This is a genomic window from Nonomuraea sp. NPDC050540, assembly GCF_044457485.1.
Taxonomy (GTDB): domain Bacteria; phylum Actinomycetota; class Actinomycetes; order Streptosporangiales; family Streptosporangiaceae; genus Nonomuraea.
This window is the reverse complement of sequence record NZ_JBITHA010000007.1, coordinates 381661-397597: the sequence shown is the minus strand read 5'-3', so window position 1 is coordinate 397597 and position 15937 is coordinate 381661. Positions and strand designations below refer to the sequence as shown.

Below are 15937 nucleotides of genomic sequence, written 5' to 3'. Positions count from 1 at the left end.
CTCAGCCGCCCATCAGCAACCGGTGGCGCGGCGGTTCCGGGCGCTGGCACCAGGGCGGCGCGCCGTGCCGGTAATGGGCGAGCCGGTTGAGGTGACCGCATCCGGGTTCCCGGCAGACCACGGGCGCCAGCCCCGTCCGCGGCTGACCGGGGAGAGTGGCGTCGCCGAGGCCGCCCGCCCCGGCCATGACGGGCGCCGGAGGCGTGTAGTCCGGTGACGCGAGGTGCGCGGCGAACACCTCGGCGGGGACGATCCCCACGGTACGGTCCCCGTCCCGCAGGACGAGGACCCTGGCGCCGAGATCGAGAAGCGTGACGGCGGGCGAGGCGGCGAACTCGGCGAAGGTCACGTCGGCGGCCACCTCGATGACCGGCGCCAGGCGGGCCACCGCCGTACGCAGGTCCGGTCCGGCGACGCCGGCCAGGTCGGCGTGCCGGACGGCCGCGACCGCGTGCCCGGCGTCGTCGTGGACGATCCCGAGGCCGCCGGACGCCAGCGTCGTGCGCGCCGTCTCCAATTCCATCCGCCAGGGCAGGGCGGTGAAGAAGCCGTCGGCCTCGGACAGCAAGGTCGGGCTCATCGCCAGTCACCAACCAATACGAAGGGGGCCCAATGGTAGGGATCACTGTAGATCCGCCGCGTGTAGTCGGGGGGACGATCCGCGGCGGAGGCCGCCCACCTGCTGCGGGTCTCGGCCGCCTGGAGCCGGGCGGCCCGCTCGTCGTCCGGATCGGCGGCGTCGAGGAGACGGCCGTAGGCGTCGCGGGCGGCGGCGAAATCACCGCACCGGAAGCGCACGTCGGCGATGTCCTCGGCGGACGAACCGGGCTCCCGCTCGCACCGGCGGATCACCTCGTCACCGGTGATCGACCGCAGCGTGTTCTGCGCGCGCTGGAGCGCGACCGCCTTCCCCGCGCCGGCCGCGAGCTCGCGGTAGAAGTCGGCCATCAGCAGGCTGGTCGACAACTCGTCGACGGCCCAGAGGGTCACGAGGACCGAGGCCGCCCCGGCGTAGATCAGCGAGCGGGTGAGGCCGACGAGTTCGTCGCCGGGACGGCGGGCGTTGACACCGCTCTCACAGGCGCTGAGCGTGACGAGGTCGGCACGCAGGGAGCGGCCGAGTATGCGCTCGGCGGTCAGCTCGCCGTCGGCGAGGGTGATGCCGGAACGCAGCGGTGACTCGGGCACGAACGTTCCGTGGCAGCCGAAGTGGATGATCCGCGCGGGCTCGGGGCCGAGGTCGGTGTCGAGCGCGGCGGAGGTGGCGTGGGGGCCGAGCCGGATGACGGCGTCGTCGCCGAAGACGCGGGCGAGCCCTTCCGCCTGGCGGCGGGCGTGGGGCAGCGGCCGGCCGGGTGCGGTGTCGGCGTAGGCCAGTACGCGGCGCCGCGACGGGTCGTGCTTGGCCTGGCAGTACCGCATGACGGTGGCGCTGGGCGTGGTGCACGACGGGTTGCGGGCCGCCAGGGGAGCGCCGTCCAGGGCGAGCATGCCGAACGGCAGATAGTGCAGGGTGTCGTGCGGGACGATCCACAGAAGGTCGCCGGGCGCGCTGACCTGGGCGAGCGGGGCGATGAGCGCGGCCAGCGGGCCGTCAGCCGACGCGGTACGGCCGGCGTGCAGGGCGATCGCCAGGTCGGTGATATGCGTGCGCAGGATGTCGCGGGTCAGCGGGATGCGTTCGGTACGCGGCTCGTCGGCCTCGGCGTCCAGGAGGAACAGGAACGTCTCCCGCTCGGTGACCAGATACTCGGCCAGGACGGTTCTCACCCGGACTCCTCGGGTCGCAGCAACGCCTTCACCTCGGCGAAGGTGAGGGGGGCGCCGCGGGACAGGCTCACGTACTCCTCGCCTGCCAGGTCGACGGCGGCGATGCGGTCCTGGGCCGCCGAGAGCTCCGACAGGGCCTCGCGCAGGCCACGCAGCGCGATCTCGCTGCCGGCCGGGGTGTCGGCGGCGGCGAGGGCGGCCCGCCTGCCGGCGACGGTCCGCCGCGCCTCGGCCTCGGCGGCGAGCAGGTCGGGCGGGGCGGTGCCGCCGGGCGGGACCGTGGTGCCGAGCAGTTCCAGCAGTCCGCGGGACCGGGCCCGCTCGACCAGCGCGAACGCCGCCGCGCGTGGTGCCGGGGGCCAGGATTCGCCGTCGCCTCCCGGGGCGTTCAGGAGCAGGTCGAGGGTGAGGAGGGTGAGGCGTTCGATGGGGGCGCCCGTGCTGAGCCGTACCTCGTCGTCCAGAATCCGCGACCGGAGGGTCTCATAGACCTCGGCGGCCTGATCGAGGGTGCGATAGGCGCGGGAGGGGGCGCTGTCGAGCTGGGCGCGGCCCAGTTCGAGCAGGACGTAGAACGCGGTGACCAGCTGGTCGCCGGCCCGCAGCGAACCGGCGACCTCCATGAGGAGCGCGTGGGCCTGGTCGCGGCGGCCCAGATCCCACATCCGCAGGCCGAGTGCGGCGCGGTCGCGCGCCTGGCTGGGCGGCCAGCTGTCCAGGGCGATGGCGGGGGAGCCGGCCGGCGCGAACTGGGTGATCTCGGCGAACGGGCCGGTCGCCACGGCGAGGAGCCGGTCCGCGGTGGCGATCGCCGACCGCCTGCGGGGCAGGCCGGCGGCCCGGTACCGGCGCAGGAGGCGGCGGCCGTCGCCGCGGCGGGGCCGCTGCGCGAAGCCTTCCGCCTTCAGCCGGGCGGCCTGTTCGGGATCGCCGAGTTCCTGGTGGGCGAGGGAGGCGGCCAGCAGCGTGCGGCGCCGGGCGTCGGGGGAGAAGGCGGGGTCGTCGAGGAGGGGGCCGAGGAGGGCGAGGCCGTCGGCGGGCGTCAGGAGGAGGAACAGCTTCTCGCCGCTGGAGCTGAGGTAGACCAGCGCGCATTCCGCGGCGACGAGATCCTGATGGCCCTCCTGCCGCCAGATCGCGCACGCCTCGGTGAAGGACGCCCGGAACTCGTCGCGGTGGCCGGTGGTGAAGTACACGAGTGACCGGGCGTAGGCGCAGTGGGCGCGGGCCAGCCGGAAGCGGCGGCGCGCTTCCGGCGTGCCGGGGATCGCGGATTCGGCACGGTCGAGGAGGGCGAGCGCGGCGTCGACCCAGGTGAGGGAACGCAGTCCGGAGGTGGTGGTGAAAGCGCTGAGCCCGCTGAGATCGAGGGTCATGGCACGGCTCTGCTGAACCGACCGGGTGGCCTCGTTGGCGAGCGTGTGGATGAAGCCGAGATCGGGACGGTCGGGCCGGTCGAGCACGAAGTCTCTCAGCCAGGGCTCCTCGAACAGGCTCCGCCGGGTCCCGGTGTCACTGACGAGGTACTGGTGGGCGTCGTTGGCCCGCGCCTCCCATCCCGGGTAACGCGACTGGATCGCCATGCCCAGGGAGCTGGGCAGGTCGAAGAGCGCCAGCCACAACGCCAGCCACAGCAACCCGGGAGAGGAGGTGATGAGCGCGGCGTAGAACAGCAGGACACCCTTGTCGAACAGGACCCGGTAAGGGCTGGACAGCAGCCAGACGAGGGGACGCAGACGCAGCCGGTAGATGGGGCCGGTGAACTGCTGGAGCAGGGCGACGGCGAGGGCGATCCACAGTTCGTTGCCGTGGAGGGCCGGCAGCGCGTCCCACAGCTTCCCGACGAGGCTGCCGAGGAACAGGCCGCCGAGGACCTGCAGGCCGGTGAAGGACAGCTCGCTCTGGAGCCGCAGCCCCCGCATGGCCTCCGTCAGGACCGTGTAGGCGCGGTACTGCAGCGCGTAGTTCGCGGTGACGCACAGGGCGGCGGCGAGCGTGAGGTTCAGAGGGCCGAGCCGTCCGAAGATCAAGGCGACGACGGTCGTCGCGAGGGGCAGCAGCGTCGCGTAGAGGTAGAAGCCGCGAGAGGAGCGTGAGCCGGTCATCCGGCGACGTCCCGCAGGATCAGGGCGCTTTCGTCGGCGGTCCAGTACGAACGCAGGCGGCCCCCCGGCTCGCCCCACCAGGCGGAGCGCAAAGCACGGGCCGTCACCGGCGGCGCCGGAAGGGCGGGGCCACCGGCGAGCGCCGCTCCGGCCAGTTCGACGCACGCCCGTAAGACCGGGACAGGCGTCGGCGCCCGGCCCAGCCGGTCGAAGGACCTCGCGGCGTCGGCGGTCCGTCCGAGGCGGACCAGCAGAATGGTGATCATGGCGCGGGCGAACAGCTCGTGCGCGGGGTGACCGAGGAGCATGCGGCGGGTCGCGCAGTCACCCCATTGGCGGCGGGCCTCGTCCCAGGCCGCGGCATGGGTGAGGACGATCGCGCGGCTCCAGGACACGTCCGCGCGGGCGTTGGCGGCGGCGAGGTCCAGCCGGGCCAGGTGCTTGCCGGGGTAGCGGGGGCGTACCTCGCTGTCGACCAGGTCGAGAAGCCGGTCGGCGAGATCGTCCCAGCACAGGGCGTCCCGGCCGGTCCGGTGAGCGGGGTCTCCGGTGCTGTCGCCGCGCCCGGCGAGCGCCGCGCGCTTGGCGAGGGCGCGGATGAGGTTGAGGTCCGGCCGGGCGGGGCGGTTGAGTATCGCGTCGCGCAGCCACTTTCCAGCCAGGTTCTGGGCGCGGTCGGGATTGTCGGCCAGGAAGCCGGTCGCGGACCGGTAGGAGATGTGGAACGGAGCGCCGCGCCCGCGGCCCGCCGCCAGGGTCGCGGTCTCCGCCGCGGCCAGAAGCAGGGCGGCGACGGCGAATCCGGGACGCGGGTGGAAGGCGGCCAGGGCGACGGCCGCGAAGCCGCCGGTCAAGGGTATGCGGATCAGCGTCGCGGCGACCCGCACGGGCGCAGGCAAGGTACGGCCGAGGCGGCTGGTGAGCTCGACGAGCAGCCACGGCAGGGTCGCCAGAGCGGCGAGGAGCAACCCTCCGGCGACACCGGTGGGGCCGCGGCTCCACAGATCCGCGCCTGCCGCGCCCACGGGGCCGGCCGCCACCACGACCGTGCCGCCACGAAGCAGAGCGGTTCCGGCCTGGCGGCTCAGCCGGGCGAGCCGTTCGGGAATGGCGAGGCTCCGCAGGTCCGTCCAGGTGGTCTGGACGGCCACGAGCACGGCGGCGGCGGCCAGGGCGGCGCGGTCGGCCGGGCTGAGTCCTTGACCGGCCGCGACCACGGCGGCGAGCGGCGCGAGCCCCGCCAGCAGCCCGGCGACCCGCCAGAACGGTTCCGCCGGAGCGGTTCCCCTGATGACCGGCCCGTACCGGTTCAGGGCCACGACCATGCTCCAGGCGCCGCGCCGGTCGGGCTCGGCGAGATGGAGGAGCCTCAGGATGCCGCCCGCGGCCAGCGGGATCGCCCACCAGTACACGATCAACGGGTCCGCCGGCCACCACAGCGCGTGGACGGCGGCGCCGAGACCGAGAAAGCTCAGCCCGGCGACGCCGAGGACGAGCCCGAGGGCGGCGACGAGCACGATGCCCGCCGTGCCCGCCTGCCCGAGCCGGGTGAGCGGGGCAGCGAGAAGAAAGGCGACCCCGGCCCCCAGGGCTCCGAGGAGCGCCACCAGCCCCGGACTGTACGTGCGGTGGACCGGTCGCGCGATCTCTTGGGCCAGCTGGGCGGACAGCCACCGGCGCTTGAACTCCTGGACGTTCACCAGGGTCACCACCGACGCCATGACGGCCACCGCCGGCGTGACCACCGACGCGGCTGTCACCACGGTTGCCCTCCTCCCAGCCTGGCCGACTTTATCCGGATTCCGCGGACGGTTGTGGCCGTGTCCGAAACCGGCCAACCGCGCTCTGGAACGGTTCAGATGGTGAAGGGCCGGGAGTGCCAGAACTCGTGCGCGTTGTTGCTGGCGAACGCCATGAAGGCGAAGGACCCGACCGGAGGTGTCTCGCCGATACCGGAAGCGACGAACTTCAGCACGCGGCCTTGGCCGGGGGCGATATTGTCGGCCACGTCCGACGCCCTGTTGGAGACCCGGAATCCGCCGCTGCCATTCCCCTGCTGAATGAATGCCCATTGCTGGCGGGTGGAACTCCCGCACGGCTGCTGAATCGCGAAGCGGACGCTGGAATTCAACTCCAGCTCCAGGCACATGCCGCTGAACCTGTTCTTCCACTGGTAGTAGCTGACGCCCGCCGCGGTGCCGAACTTGAAGGTCAGCGTCCAGGAGTTGGGCAGGGATCCGGGTGAGCGCCACCAGACGCCGGCCTTGACGCCGGCCCGTCCGTCGCCATTGCTGCCACCGATGTTGAGCGCCCAGTTCTGGTTGACGTTGGGCACGATCTCATAGGCTAATTGCGCGGTTTTCGCGTGCGCGGTGGTGCCGGGAAGGAGCCCCAGTCCGATCGCGGCGATGAGTGTGACCATGGAAATGCGCATGTGCGTTGACCCTCTCGCTGATGATTTCCCCGTGATGGAGGAATTTATATGCGGCGAGAGTCCGGGGCGTCTGCGTCGAAGGACACACGGGCCGGCGGCGTGGCTCAGGCGCCGCTATTCGGTCTCGCGCTCGGCCGCCTGGAGCCGCCACCACTTCGCCATCGACTGGTCGATCTCGTCGCGGACGAACGCGAAGAACCGGCGGGTCTCCTCCAATCGCCGCCCGGCGGGGCTGTCGAGACCCAGCAGCGCGAGGCCCTCCTCGGCCCCGGCCTGCACCCGGGCCAGCATCGGGTCGGACTGGCTGACGAAGCGGCTCCAGGTGTGCTCGTGGATCCGGCAGAAGTCGTGCCGGCTGCCGGGTTCGCGGCCGCGTTCGACCAGCCGCACCTGCACCAGGTACTTGACCGCCCCCGAGATCGCCGGCGCGCCGACCTCCAGCCGCTCGGCGAGCTCGGCGGCCGACAACTCGCCGGAGTCGCTCATCAGCAGCGCGGCGAACACACGCGAGGCCATCCGCGGCATGCCGTACTCGACCATGATCTGCGCGAACCGCTCCCGGTAGCCGGCGAGGGCGCCCTCCTCCACGCGCGTCACCCAAGCTCCCTTCCACTCGCAGAGCTATTCTCAAACTTCACGAATTTCATGAAATAAGAGTACCATCACAGGGGTGAAGGACACTGAGCTCATCGGAGTGCAGAAGACCCTCAGCCCCGTCCTCCGGGCCAAGGCACTGGACAACCGGCTGCCGGACCCGATCCTCGGCGACGAGTACGCCGAGCGAGCGATGCGACGCCTCGACCCCGGCTACGACAAGCGCCGATTCGGCCGCAGCCAGATGGGCCTGGCCGCCGTGGTACGCACCAAGGCCCACGACGACTGGGCCCGAAGCTTCCTGGCCGCCCACCCCGACGCGGTGGTGCTCCACCTGGGCTGCGGCCTCGACGCCCGGGTGTACCGGATCGACCCGCCCGCCACCGTCGACTGGTACGACCTGGACTACCCGTCCGTCATCGAACTGCGGAAACGGTTCCTGCCACCGCGCGAGCACTACACCCTGATCTCCTCCAGCGTCACCGACCTGACCTGGCTGGAACACACGCCCCGCGGCCGGCCCGTGCTGATGATCGCCGAGGGACTGGTCCCCTACCTGACCGAGCCCGCCGTCCGGCGACTGCTGACCAGCGTCGTCGACGCCTTCCCCGCAGGCCAGATCCAGTTCGACACCGTGCCGGTCTGGGCCTGGCGAACCTCGAAGTGGGACCCCACCCTGCGCGCCTACGGCACCCGGTTCCACTGCGGCTTCAACGACCCGGCCGCGCCGGCCGACTGGCACCCGCGGCTCGAATACGTCGACGAGGCGCCGATGTACGACGCACCCGTGCTGATGGCCAAGGCGCCCGCGAACATACGCCGCATGTACCGCCTCATGACCCTGCTTCCGGGCATGAAGCGCTCCACCCGCATCGTCCGCTTCCGGTTCTCCCAGGCCTGACATGCCGTGGACATACCGCGGCCATACCGCCGGTGTTTAGCATCATCCGCGGTGCTCTGAGCACAGGCGGAGCACGGCGAAGTTCTCGTTGACGGACAAGGATCGAATTTCATGCGGAAGCTCTCCCCTTCGAAGATGCTCGCCACCCTCGCCGGGGTCTCTGCGGCCTTCGCCGTACTGACACCGGCCACGGCGGCCGCGGCGGCCACGGCCTCCACCACCGCCGCCACCTCGGACGTCTCCTCGGCCGGCTGCAAGGAGAAGTGGAGCAAGCTGAACACGAAGGACGGCTTCGTCAGCTACGTCCTGAAGTTGTGCAGCAACGGCTACGGCGAGGCGCGCGGCAGTGTCACGGACACCAAGAAGGACGTCTGGACGGCCGTGGTCGAGGTCTCCTTCAAGAAGAGCAACGGCAACGAGATCTACGGCGGGTACAAGGAGGCCGGTCGCAACAAGGGCCACAAGAGCTTCAAATGGTCCACGACCCGCACCAACCTCGACCGCATCACGATCAGGGCCAAGCGCTGCCTCCCGGGCACGATCGTATGCAACAACACCAAGACCTACACGATCTACCCCTGACCTGAATACATCGCCGGGTTTCGGTGACCCGGCCTGTCCCGGCGCACCGGGGTCACAAGACGCATAGTCCCGACCGGGCTAGTGGCGTACAGGCTGGCTGCGGGCTCTCTTTCGCGACCCGTCCGCGGCGCTCCGCCAGTGGTCGACGGAGCGGACGAGGTCGTCGTTGATGTGGCCGAGGAACCGGCTCACGTCCCGCAGGCGGGCACCGCCGGGAGTGGCGGTGCCGAGGATCGCGGCTCCCCGCTCGGCGATGTCGGCCAGCTCGGCGTTCACCCGGGCACTGGCCAGGAGCGCCCGGTGCCAGACGTCCTCGTCGATGACGTAGCGGTCGCGCCGTTGTCGAGGGTCGCGTTCGCGGCGGATCAGTTCCTGCTTCTCGAGGTAGTTGACGGCCTTGGAGATCGAGGCCGGGCTGACCCGCAGGTGCTGGACCAGTTCGGCTGAGGTGAGGCTGCCGGTGTCGGTGGCGTACAGGCAGGCCAGCACTTTGCTCATCATCGGCGGCAGCCCGGTCGCGCCCACCCGGGCGGCGAAGTGCTCACGGAAGTCCCGCAGGGCTTCGGCGGCCGGGGGGCCGGGGACGGTGCCGACCGGGCCGACGCACGCCGCCGGGCGCGCTGCTTGGTGGCCTGATGAGCCTGCTCGGCCCGGTACCCGGCCGGCCCTCCGTTGCGGAGGATCTCGCGGGTGACGGTCGAGGCCGGGCGTCGCAGACCCTTGGCGATCGTGGAGTAGGTGAGTCCCGCGGCCAGGCCGGCGGCGATGGCCTGGCGGTCCTGGCGGGTGAGCCTGTCTCCGGGCATCCTGCCTTCGTCACCAAGTCCCGCATGTCCCGAGTGGGCCTTGGCCTGCTCGTCGTCACCACGGTCGCCGCCACGGCCACACCCGCGACCGGTGCGGACCAGATCCCCGACCGCCCCGGAGTTCAGCAGGCGCTTGATCGGGCCATTGCCGACACCGGCCTCCCCGGCCTCCTCGCGACGGTTCGCGAGGGAGGCGACACATGGTTCGGTACGGCGGGCGTGGCCGACACCCGAACCGGCCGCGAACGCCTGCCGGGGGAGCGCTTCCGCATCGGCAGCATCACCAAGACCTTCACCGCCACCGTCGTGCTGCAACTGGTGGCCGAAGGCAAGCTCAGCCTGGACGACACGGTGGAGAAGTGGCTGCCCGGCCTGGTACGCGGCAACGGCCACGACGGCCGTCTGGTCACCATCAGGCAACTGCTCAACATGACCAGCGGCATCTTCAACCACCTGATCGACAAGCAGATGCTGGCCCGCATGTACACCCCCGCCTTCCTCAAGCACCGCTACGACCGATACCAGCCGGGGCAACTGATCAAGATCGCCACATCCAACCCGTCCGACTTCCGGCCGGGCAAGGGCTGGACCTACACCAACACGGGCTTCGTCCTCGCCGCTATGGTCGCCGAGAAGGCGACCGGCGAGACCTATGCCGAACTGGTCCACCGGCGGATCGCCCGTCCTCTCGGCCTGACCGGCACGTACGTGCCCGCGGGCAAGGAGGTGCGGATCCGCGGCCCGCACGCCCGGCACTACTCCAAGCTGTCCTCCGAGGACTCCACGACCACGATCTACGACGTGACCGAGCTGAACCCCTCCGCCGGCTGGGCGGCGGGCGACATGGTCTCCACCGCCGCCGACCTCGACCGGTTCTTCACCGCGCTGCTCAAGGGCCGGCTTCTGTCCCAGGCCCAGCATCGTCAGATGTTCGCCACCACCGTGGTCCCCGAGGGAAAGTGGATCCCCAACACCACCTACGGCTTCGGCGTGGCCTCGGTGAAACTGTCCTGCGGCACCACGGTCTGGGGCATGGGCGGCGCGCTCCCCGGCTCATGGTCATACGCCTACGGCACCCGCGACGCCACCCGCATGCTCGTGCAGAACGTCAACGGTGACTGGAAGTACCCGGTGGCCTCCTTCACCAAGGTCCTCGAAGCCGAGTTCTGCGCCGCCGGACAGCCCTGACACCCGGTCCACCCAACGCCCCTCGGCGATCAGGCCGAGGGGCACGCGACGCCCGGCGAATCGCATGAAGATCAACCCTCGGACTCACGGGCCGGTGGCCGTGCTCTCGCGGACGATCAGGCGGTGCGGGGCGCAGAGGTCCTGCGGGGGTTCGGTGCCGGCCGCCGACAGGCGGGTGGCCAGGAGGTTGACCGCGGTTTCCGCGATGTGGGCCTTGTCCGGGGCGATGGTGGTCAGGGTGGGGGTGGAGAAGCGGCCGTCCTCGATGTCGTCGAAGCCGATCAGGGCGACGTCCCGCGGGACCCGAAGGCCGTGGGAGAGCAGGGTGCGCAACGCGCCCAGGGCGAGGGTGTCGTTGAAGCAGAAGACGGCGTCCGGCGGGTCGCCGGCCAGCAGGCGGGCCATGGCTTCGGCGCCGTCGGCGCGGTGGTAGTCGGAGACGTCGGCGACGGCGTGCTCGGACAGGCCCGCGTCGGCCAGCGCGCGGCGGAAGCCGCGCAGGCGCTGTTCGGCCGTGACCGCGCGGGCGGCGCGCTGGGCGCCGATGGCGGCGATGCGGCGGCGGCCGAGGGCGACCAGGTGGGAGGTGGCCAGGTGGGCGGCGGCGACGTTGTCGACGGCGATGTGGTCGAGCGTGCCGCCGCCGATGCGCTCGCCCAGCAGGACCATCGGGGTCTGGTCGGTCCGCGCGCGCAGGTCCTCGGGGGTGAGGGCGAGGGGGCTGAACAGCATGCCGTCGATGAGCTGCGCCCGGATGCCGGACATGACGAGTTGTTCCTTACGGCGTTCGCCCTGGGTCTGGTCGATGAGGACGGTCCAGCCCCGCAGGTCGGCCACCTCGATCACCTTGGTCGCCAGCTCGGAGAAGTAGGGGATCGACAGATCCGGTACGGCCAGCGCGATCACCCCTGAACGGCCGCTGCGCAGGTTGCGCGCGGAGAGGTTGGGCCGGTAGCGCAGCTCGGCGATGGCCGCCTCGACCCGGGAGCGGGTGTCCGGGCTGACGTGGGGGTAGCCGTTGACCACGTTGGAGACGGTCTTGATGGACACGCCCGCGTGTTCGGCGACGTCTTTCAGCCTGGGCCGCATGCCGAGCACTCTATCGCGATTTACAACGATGAAATAGACCGTTTACAACGTTGCAGACAACGATGTAGAAAGGCTGCCATGGAAGACGCACACCTCAGCCTGGATCCGGCCTTCGAGATCGCCCCCGTCAACCGGCGCCTGTTCGGCTCCTTCGTGGAGCACATGGGCAGGTGCGTCTACACGGGGATCTTCGAGCCCGGCCACCCCAGCGCCACGCCCGAGGGCTTCCGTGGCGACGTGCTGGACCTGACCCGCGAGATGGGCGTCAGCGTGGTGCGCTATCCGGGCGGCAACTTCGTCTCCGGCTACCGCTGGGAGGACGGCGTCGGCCCCGATCGCCCGACCAGGCTCGACCTGGCCTGGCGGCAGATCGAGACCAACCGGTTCGGGCTCCACGAGTTCATGTCCTGGACCGGCAGGGCGGGCGTCGAGCCGATGATGGCCGTCAACCTGGGCACCCGGGGCATCCAGGAAGCCTGTGACCTGCTGGAGTACGCCAACCTGCCGGGCGGCACCCACCTGTCCGACCTGCGGATCAAGCACGGGGCGGCGGAGCCGTACGGGATCAAGCTGTGGTGCCTGGGCAACGAGATGGACGGGCCGTGGCAGATCGGGCACAAGACGGCCACCGAGTACGGCCGGCTGGCCAACGAGACCGCCAAGGCGATGCGGCTGGTCGATCCGGGCGTCGAGCTGGTGCTGTGCGGCAGTTCCAACTCCCAGATGCCCACGTTCGGGGCGTGGGAGTCGACGGTGCTGGAGCACGCCTACGACGCGGTCGACTACATCTCGCTGCACGCCTACTACGAGGAGGACGGCGACCTCGGCAGCTTCCTCGCCGCGGCGGTCGACATGGACCGGTTCATCTCCTCCGTGGTCGCGACCGCCGACCACGTGCGGGCGCGGCTGCGCCGTACCAAGAAGATGATGTTGTCCTTCGACGAGTGGAACGTCTGGAACCAGGCCCGCTACGATGGGCGTGAGCAGGGGGACTTCGAGGAGGCGCCCGCGCTCATCGAGGACACCTTCACCGCGGCCGACGCCGTCGTGGTCGGCGACTTCCTCATCACGCTGCTGCGCCACTCCGACCGCGTGAGCGTGGCCTGCCAGGCGCAGCTGGCCAACATCATCGCGCCCATCCGCACCTCGCCGGGCGGTCCCGCCTGGCGTCAGACGATCTTCCACCCGTTCGCGCTGACCGCCCGCCACGCGCGGGGGACCGTGCTGCGGGTGGAGCCGCGCTCGCCGCTGCTCGACACGGCGAGGTACGGCGAAGCCGCGCAGTTGTCCGCCGTGGCCACCCTCGACGACGAGGGCGTCACGGTGATCGCGGTCAACAGGAGTGCCCACGAGGCCCTGGACCTGACCGCCGACCTGCGCACCCTAGGACGGCTGAGACTCGCGCACACCCACCTGCTGGAGGCCGGGGCCGACCCGCACGCCACCGAAGCGGCCGTCGTGCCGCTCACCAACGCGCAGCTCGACGGGGCACAGTTGCGCGCCCTGCTCCCGGCTGCGTCCTGGAGCCTGATCCGTCTCACCTTCACCGGAGCTGACCCCGCATGAAACGCCTGCTCGCTCTCGCCGTCGTCGCCGCACTCTCGCTGACCGCCTGCGGATCCGCCGATAATTCCGGCACACCCGGCGCACCGGTCACGCTCACCTTCTGGAACGGCTACACCGGCCCCGACCGCCCCGCGCTGGAAGGGCTGGTCAAGAAGTTCAACGACACGCATCCCGGCATCCGCATCGAGATGAACATCATGACCTGGGATGTGTTGTTCCAGAAGCTGCTGCCCGCCTACACCAGCGGCAACGGCCCCGACCTCGTCGCCTTCGACGACGCCCACATCGGCCGTTTCGCGGCCAAGGGCGTGCTGGCCCCGCTCGACGACTGGTTCACCGCCGAGCGCACGGCCGGCCTGGTCAAGCCCGCCGTCGAGGCCACCCTGTTCAAGGGCAAGCACTACGCGGTGCCCATGACGTTCACGCCGATCCTCATGTACTACAACAAGAAGCTCTTCAAGGACGCCGGGCTCGACCCCGGCAAGCCGCCGGCCACGTGGCAGGAGTGGCAGTCCGCGCTGAAGAAGCTGACCAAGGACACCAACGGCGACGGCCGCCCCGAGCAGTACGGCACCGCGCTGCCCGACCACCAGACGATCCAGGTCTGGCCGATCCTGCTGTGGGGCAACGGCGGCGACGTGCTCTCGCTCAACAGCCCGCAGTCGGTGCAGGCGGTCCGGCAGTGGAGCGACCTCGTCGCCAAGGACCGGATCTCGCCCACCGGCCTCGGCGGCGCGGACGCCGACAAGCTCTTCCAGACCGGCAAGGCGGCCACCAACATCACCGGGCCGTGGATGACCACCGGCTTCAAGGAGGCCGGGGTGGACTTCGGCGTCGCCATGGTCCCGGCGGGCCCCGCCGGGGCGGTGACGCTGGCCGGCGCCTCCTCCTTCGTGCTCAACGCGAGGTCCGACGCGGCCAAGCAGAAGGCGGCCAAGGAGTGGTTCACGTTCTGGAACTCCAAGGAGTCGCAGATCGCGTGGTCGAACGGCTCCGGCTTCCCCGGCGTCAGAACCGACGTCACCCCCGAGGACACCAAGGCCAACCCGTACGTGGCGCAGTTCGCCGCCCATTCGGAGAAGGCCCGCGTGCTGCTGCCCGGCCAGGCCGAGTTCCGCAAGATCTACGAGGAGATCTTCGAACCGGCCGTCCAGCGGGTGACCACGGGCAAGGCCGAGGTCCAGCAGGCGCTTGACGAGGCGGCCAAGGCGATCGCGCCGCTTTCCGGCCCATGAGGGCCCGCCGTACGGCGACCGCGTACGCCTTTCTCGCACCGACTCTGATCGTGGTCGGGGTGTTCATGGTCTGGCCCATGCTCCAGTCGCTGGCCGACTCCTTCTACGACAAGTCCATCGGCCCGGGGATCTTCGTGGGGCTGGGCAACTACACCAAGCTGCTCGCCGACCCGGCCTTCCTGGTCGCGCTGCGCAACACGGTGTTCTACGCGGTCGTCGCCACGCCCGTCGCGGTCGCGCTGGCCCTGGGCCTGGCGCTGCTGCTCAACGGCCACGTCCGGGGGCGCGGGTTCTTCCGGTCCGCGTTGTTCCTGCCGTCGGTGGTGTCGCTGGGCGTGGTGGCGATCGCGTGGAAGTTCCTGCTCGATCCGGACATCGGGCTGGTCACGTACTGGCTGCGCGGCCTCGGCGTCGACGTGGGCGACGGGGTGCGGGACGCGGACGTGGCCATGTGGTACCTGATCGGCGTCGGCGTCTGGAAGAACGCCGGTTTCTACATGGTCATGTATCTGGCGGGTCTGCAGACGATCCCGCGCATGTATTACGAGGCCGCCACCATCGACGGCGCCGGGCCGTGGCAGCGCTTCCGCAAGGTGACCTGGCCGCTGCTGGGGCACACCACGATGTTCGTCTTCATCATCGCCGCGATCGCCGCGCTCCAGGTGTTCGACCAGATCTTCGTCATGACCCGCGGCGGGCCGCACTTCGCCACCGAGTCGCTGGTCTACCTCGTCTACCGCAAGGGCCTGCAGGACTTCGAGTTCGGCTACGCCTCGGCCATCGCCTGGGTGCTGGTGCTGATCGTGTTCGTGCTGTCGCTGGCGCAGAACGTCTTCTTCAGCCGGCGGGCGGTGAGGTACTAGTGCGAGTCCTGAAATATGGGGCCTTGCTGGTGGGTGCGGCGCTGGTCCTGCTGCCGCTGGTCTGGATGGTCGTGGCGTCGATCACGCCGGAGGCCGCGATCGTCCGCTATCCGCCCTCGCTGCTGCCCGGCGGCTTCACCACCGACCACTACACGCAGATCTGGGAGCGGATCCCCTTCGGCCGGCAGTTCCTCAACACCGTCGTGTTCGCGGGCGGTGTGACGGCCGTGTCGCTGCTGCTGGACTCCCTGGCCGCCTACGCGCTGGCCAGGATGGACTTCCCCGGCAAGAACGCCGTGTTCGTCCTGATCCTGCTCCTGCTGATGATCCCGCCGCAGGTCACGCTGGTGCCCTTGTTCCAGCTGCTCAGCTCCATGGACTGGATCAACACCTACCAGGGGCTGATCGTGCCGCGGGCGACGAACGCGTTCGGCATCTTCTTCCTGCGCCAGTACTTCCTGACGATCCCGCGCGAACTCGACGAGGCCGCCCGCATCGACGGCTCGTCCGAGTTCGGCATCTACCGAAGGGTGATTCTGCCGCTGTCCGGGCCCGCGCTGCTCACGCTGGGCCTGTTCCACTTCATGTACAACTGGAACGACCTGCTCTGGCCGCTGGTGTTCACCACCGAGACCGACATGCAGACGCTGCCCGCGGGGCTGGCGCTGTTCATGGGCGAGCACGTCATCGAGTACGGCCTGCTGATGGCCGGCGCCGTGCTCACCCTCCTGCCGATGGTCGCCGCGTTCCTGCTCGTCCAACGGCGCTTCATCGAAGGCATCGCAACCACCGGAATGAAGTAGG

16 protein-coding genes are annotated in these 15937 nt (G+C 70.5%); 7 read left to right on the top strand and 9 right to left on the bottom strand.

The window, feature by feature from the left end; all coding sequences use genetic code 11:
- Nucleotide 1 precedes the first annotated feature (1 nt).
- From ACIBI5_RS26115 to ACIBI5_RS26090, 6 genes are all read right to left on the bottom strand, one after another.
- Entirely contained in the window at nt 2-580 is a 579-nt protein-coding gene (locus ACIBI5_RS26115) for a hypothetical protein (RefSeq protein WP_397251013.1), read from the bottom strand.
- Entirely contained in the window at nt 577-1770 is a 1194-nt protein-coding gene (locus tag ACIBI5_RS26110) for a CHAT domain-containing protein (RefSeq protein WP_397251011.1), read from the bottom strand. Before ACIBI5_RS26110 ends, ACIBI5_RS26115 begins: the two co-directional genes overlap by 4 nt.
- Complete coding sequence (locus ACIBI5_RS26105) at nt 1767-3875, bottom strand: hypothetical protein (RefSeq protein WP_397251010.1); 2109 nt, start codon at nt 3873-3875, stop codon at nt 1767-1769. The genes ACIBI5_RS26110 and ACIBI5_RS26105 overlap by 4 nt, the downstream gene beginning before the upstream one ends.
- A complete protein-coding gene (locus ACIBI5_RS26100; RefSeq protein WP_397251009.1) occupies nt 3872-5638 on the bottom strand; it encodes a hypothetical protein in 1767 nt (588 codons plus the stop codon). Before ACIBI5_RS26100 ends, ACIBI5_RS26105 begins: the two co-directional genes overlap by 4 nt.
- Nucleotides 5639-5730: 92 nt before the next feature.
- Nucleotides 5731-6309 carry an RICIN domain-containing protein gene (locus tag ACIBI5_RS26095; protein ID WP_397251008.1) on the bottom strand — a complete coding sequence of 193 codons (579 nt, stop codon included), beginning with the start codon at nt 6307-6309 and terminating at the stop codon, nt 5731-5733.
- A gap of 114 nt (nt 6310-6423) precedes the next feature.
- Nucleotides 6424-6906: a GbsR/MarR family transcriptional regulator gene (locus ACIBI5_RS26090; RefSeq protein ID WP_397251007.1), complete on the bottom strand. Its 483-nt coding sequence runs from the start codon at nt 6904-6906 to the stop codon at nt 6424-6426.
- A gap of 73 nt (nt 6907-6979) precedes the next feature.
- Here ACIBI5_RS26090 and ACIBI5_RS26085 point away from each other — a divergent pair, with 73 nt between their 5' ends.
- A complete protein-coding gene (locus tag ACIBI5_RS26085; RefSeq protein WP_397251005.1) occupies nt 6980-7804 on the top strand; it encodes a class I SAM-dependent methyltransferase in 825 nt (274 codons plus the stop codon).
- Between the two features lie 111 nt (nt 7805-7915).
- Nucleotides 7916-8386: a hypothetical protein gene (locus tag ACIBI5_RS26080; RefSeq protein ID WP_397251003.1), complete on the top strand. Its 471-nt coding sequence runs from the start codon at nt 7916-7918 to the stop codon at nt 8384-8386.
- 78 nt (nt 8387-8464) lie between these two features.
- On the opposite strand, the gene ACIBI5_RS26075 is transcribed toward ACIBI5_RS26080, so the two are convergent.
- Both ACIBI5_RS26075 and ACIBI5_RS26070 read right to left on the bottom strand, forming a co-directional pair.
- The gene (locus tag ACIBI5_RS26075) at nt 8465-8887 is read right to left on the bottom strand and encodes a MarR family transcriptional regulator (protein WP_397251001.1); all 423 of its coding nucleotides are present in this window, start codon (nt 8885-8887) and stop codon (nt 8465-8467) included.
- Nucleotides 8884-9192, bottom strand: coding sequence for a helix-turn-helix domain-containing protein (locus ACIBI5_RS26070; RefSeq protein WP_397250999.1), 309 nt, complete (start codon nt 9190-9192; stop codon nt 8884-8886). Before ACIBI5_RS26070 ends, ACIBI5_RS26075 begins: the two co-directional genes overlap by 4 nt.
- A gap of 24 nt (nt 9193-9216) precedes the next feature.
- Here ACIBI5_RS26070 and ACIBI5_RS26065 point away from each other — a divergent pair, with 24 nt between their 5' ends.
- Nucleotides 9217-10380, top strand: a complete 1164-nt coding sequence (locus ACIBI5_RS26065; RefSeq protein ID WP_397250997.1) for a serine hydrolase domain-containing protein — start codon at nt 9217-9219, stop codon at nt 10378-10380.
- 84 nt (nt 10381-10464) lie between these two features.
- Here ACIBI5_RS26065 and ACIBI5_RS26060 read toward each other — a convergent pair whose 3' ends face one another.
- Nucleotides 10465-11469, bottom strand: a complete 1005-nt coding sequence (locus ACIBI5_RS26060; protein WP_397250995.1) for a LacI family DNA-binding transcriptional regulator — start codon at nt 11467-11469, stop codon at nt 10465-10467.
- A 78-nt stretch (nt 11470-11547) separates the two neighbouring features.
- Between ACIBI5_RS26060 and ACIBI5_RS26055 the strand changes: the two genes are divergently transcribed.
- From ACIBI5_RS26055 to ACIBI5_RS26040, 4 genes are read left to right on the top strand one after another with little or no spacing between them, the layout of a single operon-like run.
- Nucleotides 11548-13035 carry an alpha-N-arabinofuranosidase gene (locus tag ACIBI5_RS26055; protein WP_397250993.1) on the top strand — a complete coding sequence of 496 codons (1488 nt, stop codon included), beginning with the start codon at nt 11548-11550 and terminating at the stop codon, nt 13033-13035.
- Nucleotides 13032-14270 (top strand): ABC transporter substrate-binding protein, encoded by a 1239-nt coding sequence (locus ACIBI5_RS26050; protein ID WP_397250991.1) that lies wholly within the window; start codon nt 13032-13034, stop codon nt 14268-14270. The genes ACIBI5_RS26055 and ACIBI5_RS26050 overlap by 4 nt, the downstream gene beginning before the upstream one ends.
- Nucleotides 14267-15133, top strand: coding sequence for a carbohydrate ABC transporter permease (locus ACIBI5_RS26045; protein WP_397250989.1), 867 nt, complete (start codon nt 14267-14269; stop codon nt 15131-15133). The genes ACIBI5_RS26050 and ACIBI5_RS26045 overlap by 4 nt, the downstream gene beginning before the upstream one ends.
- On the top strand, nt 15133-15936 hold the full coding sequence (locus ACIBI5_RS26040) for a carbohydrate ABC transporter permease (RefSeq protein ID WP_397250987.1): 804 nt from the start codon (nt 15133-15135) through the stop codon (nt 15934-15936). The genes ACIBI5_RS26045 and ACIBI5_RS26040 overlap by 1 nt, the downstream gene beginning before the upstream one ends.
- Nucleotide 15937: the final 1 nt, after the last annotated feature.

Coding starts and splice junctions, on each gene's coding strand:
- ACIBI5_RS26055 (WP_397250993.1), top strand. CDS start 11,548: ATGGAAGACGCACACCTCAGCCTGGATCCGGCCTTCGAGATCGCCCCC.
- ACIBI5_RS26095 (WP_397251008.1), bottom strand. CDS start 6,309: ATGCGCATTTCCATGGTCACACTCATCGCCGCGATCGGACTGGGGCTC.
- ACIBI5_RS26045 (WP_397250989.1), top strand. CDS start 14,267: ATGAGGGCCCGCCGTACGGCGACCGCGTACGCCTTTCTCGCACCGACT.
- ACIBI5_RS26065 (WP_397250997.1), top strand. CDS start 9,217: ATGTCCCGAGTGGGCCTTGGCCTGCTCGTCGTCACCACGGTCGCCGCC.
- ACIBI5_RS26115 (WP_397251013.1), bottom strand. CDS start 580: ATGAGCCCGACCTTGCTGTCCGAGGCCGACGGCTTCTTCACCGCCCTG.
- ACIBI5_RS26105 (WP_397251010.1), bottom strand. CDS start 3,875: ATGACCGGCTCACGCTCCTCTCGCGGCTTCTACCTCTACGCGACGCTG.
- ACIBI5_RS26080 (WP_397251003.1), top strand. CDS start 7,916: ATGCGGAAGCTCTCCCCTTCGAAGATGCTCGCCACCCTCGCCGGGGTC.
- ACIBI5_RS26070 (WP_397250999.1), bottom strand. CDS start 9,192: ATGCCCGGAGACAGGCTCACCCGCCAGGACCGCCAGGCCATCGCCGCC.
- ACIBI5_RS26075 (WP_397251001.1), bottom strand. CDS start 8,887: ATGATGAGCAAAGTGCTGGCCTGCCTGTACGCCACCGACACCGGCAGC.
- ACIBI5_RS26050 (WP_397250991.1), top strand. CDS start 13,032: ATGAAACGCCTGCTCGCTCTCGCCGTCGTCGCCGCACTCTCGCTGACC.
- ACIBI5_RS26060 (WP_397250995.1), bottom strand. CDS start 11,469: ATGCGGCCCAGGCTGAAAGACGTCGCCGAACACGCGGGCGTGTCCATC.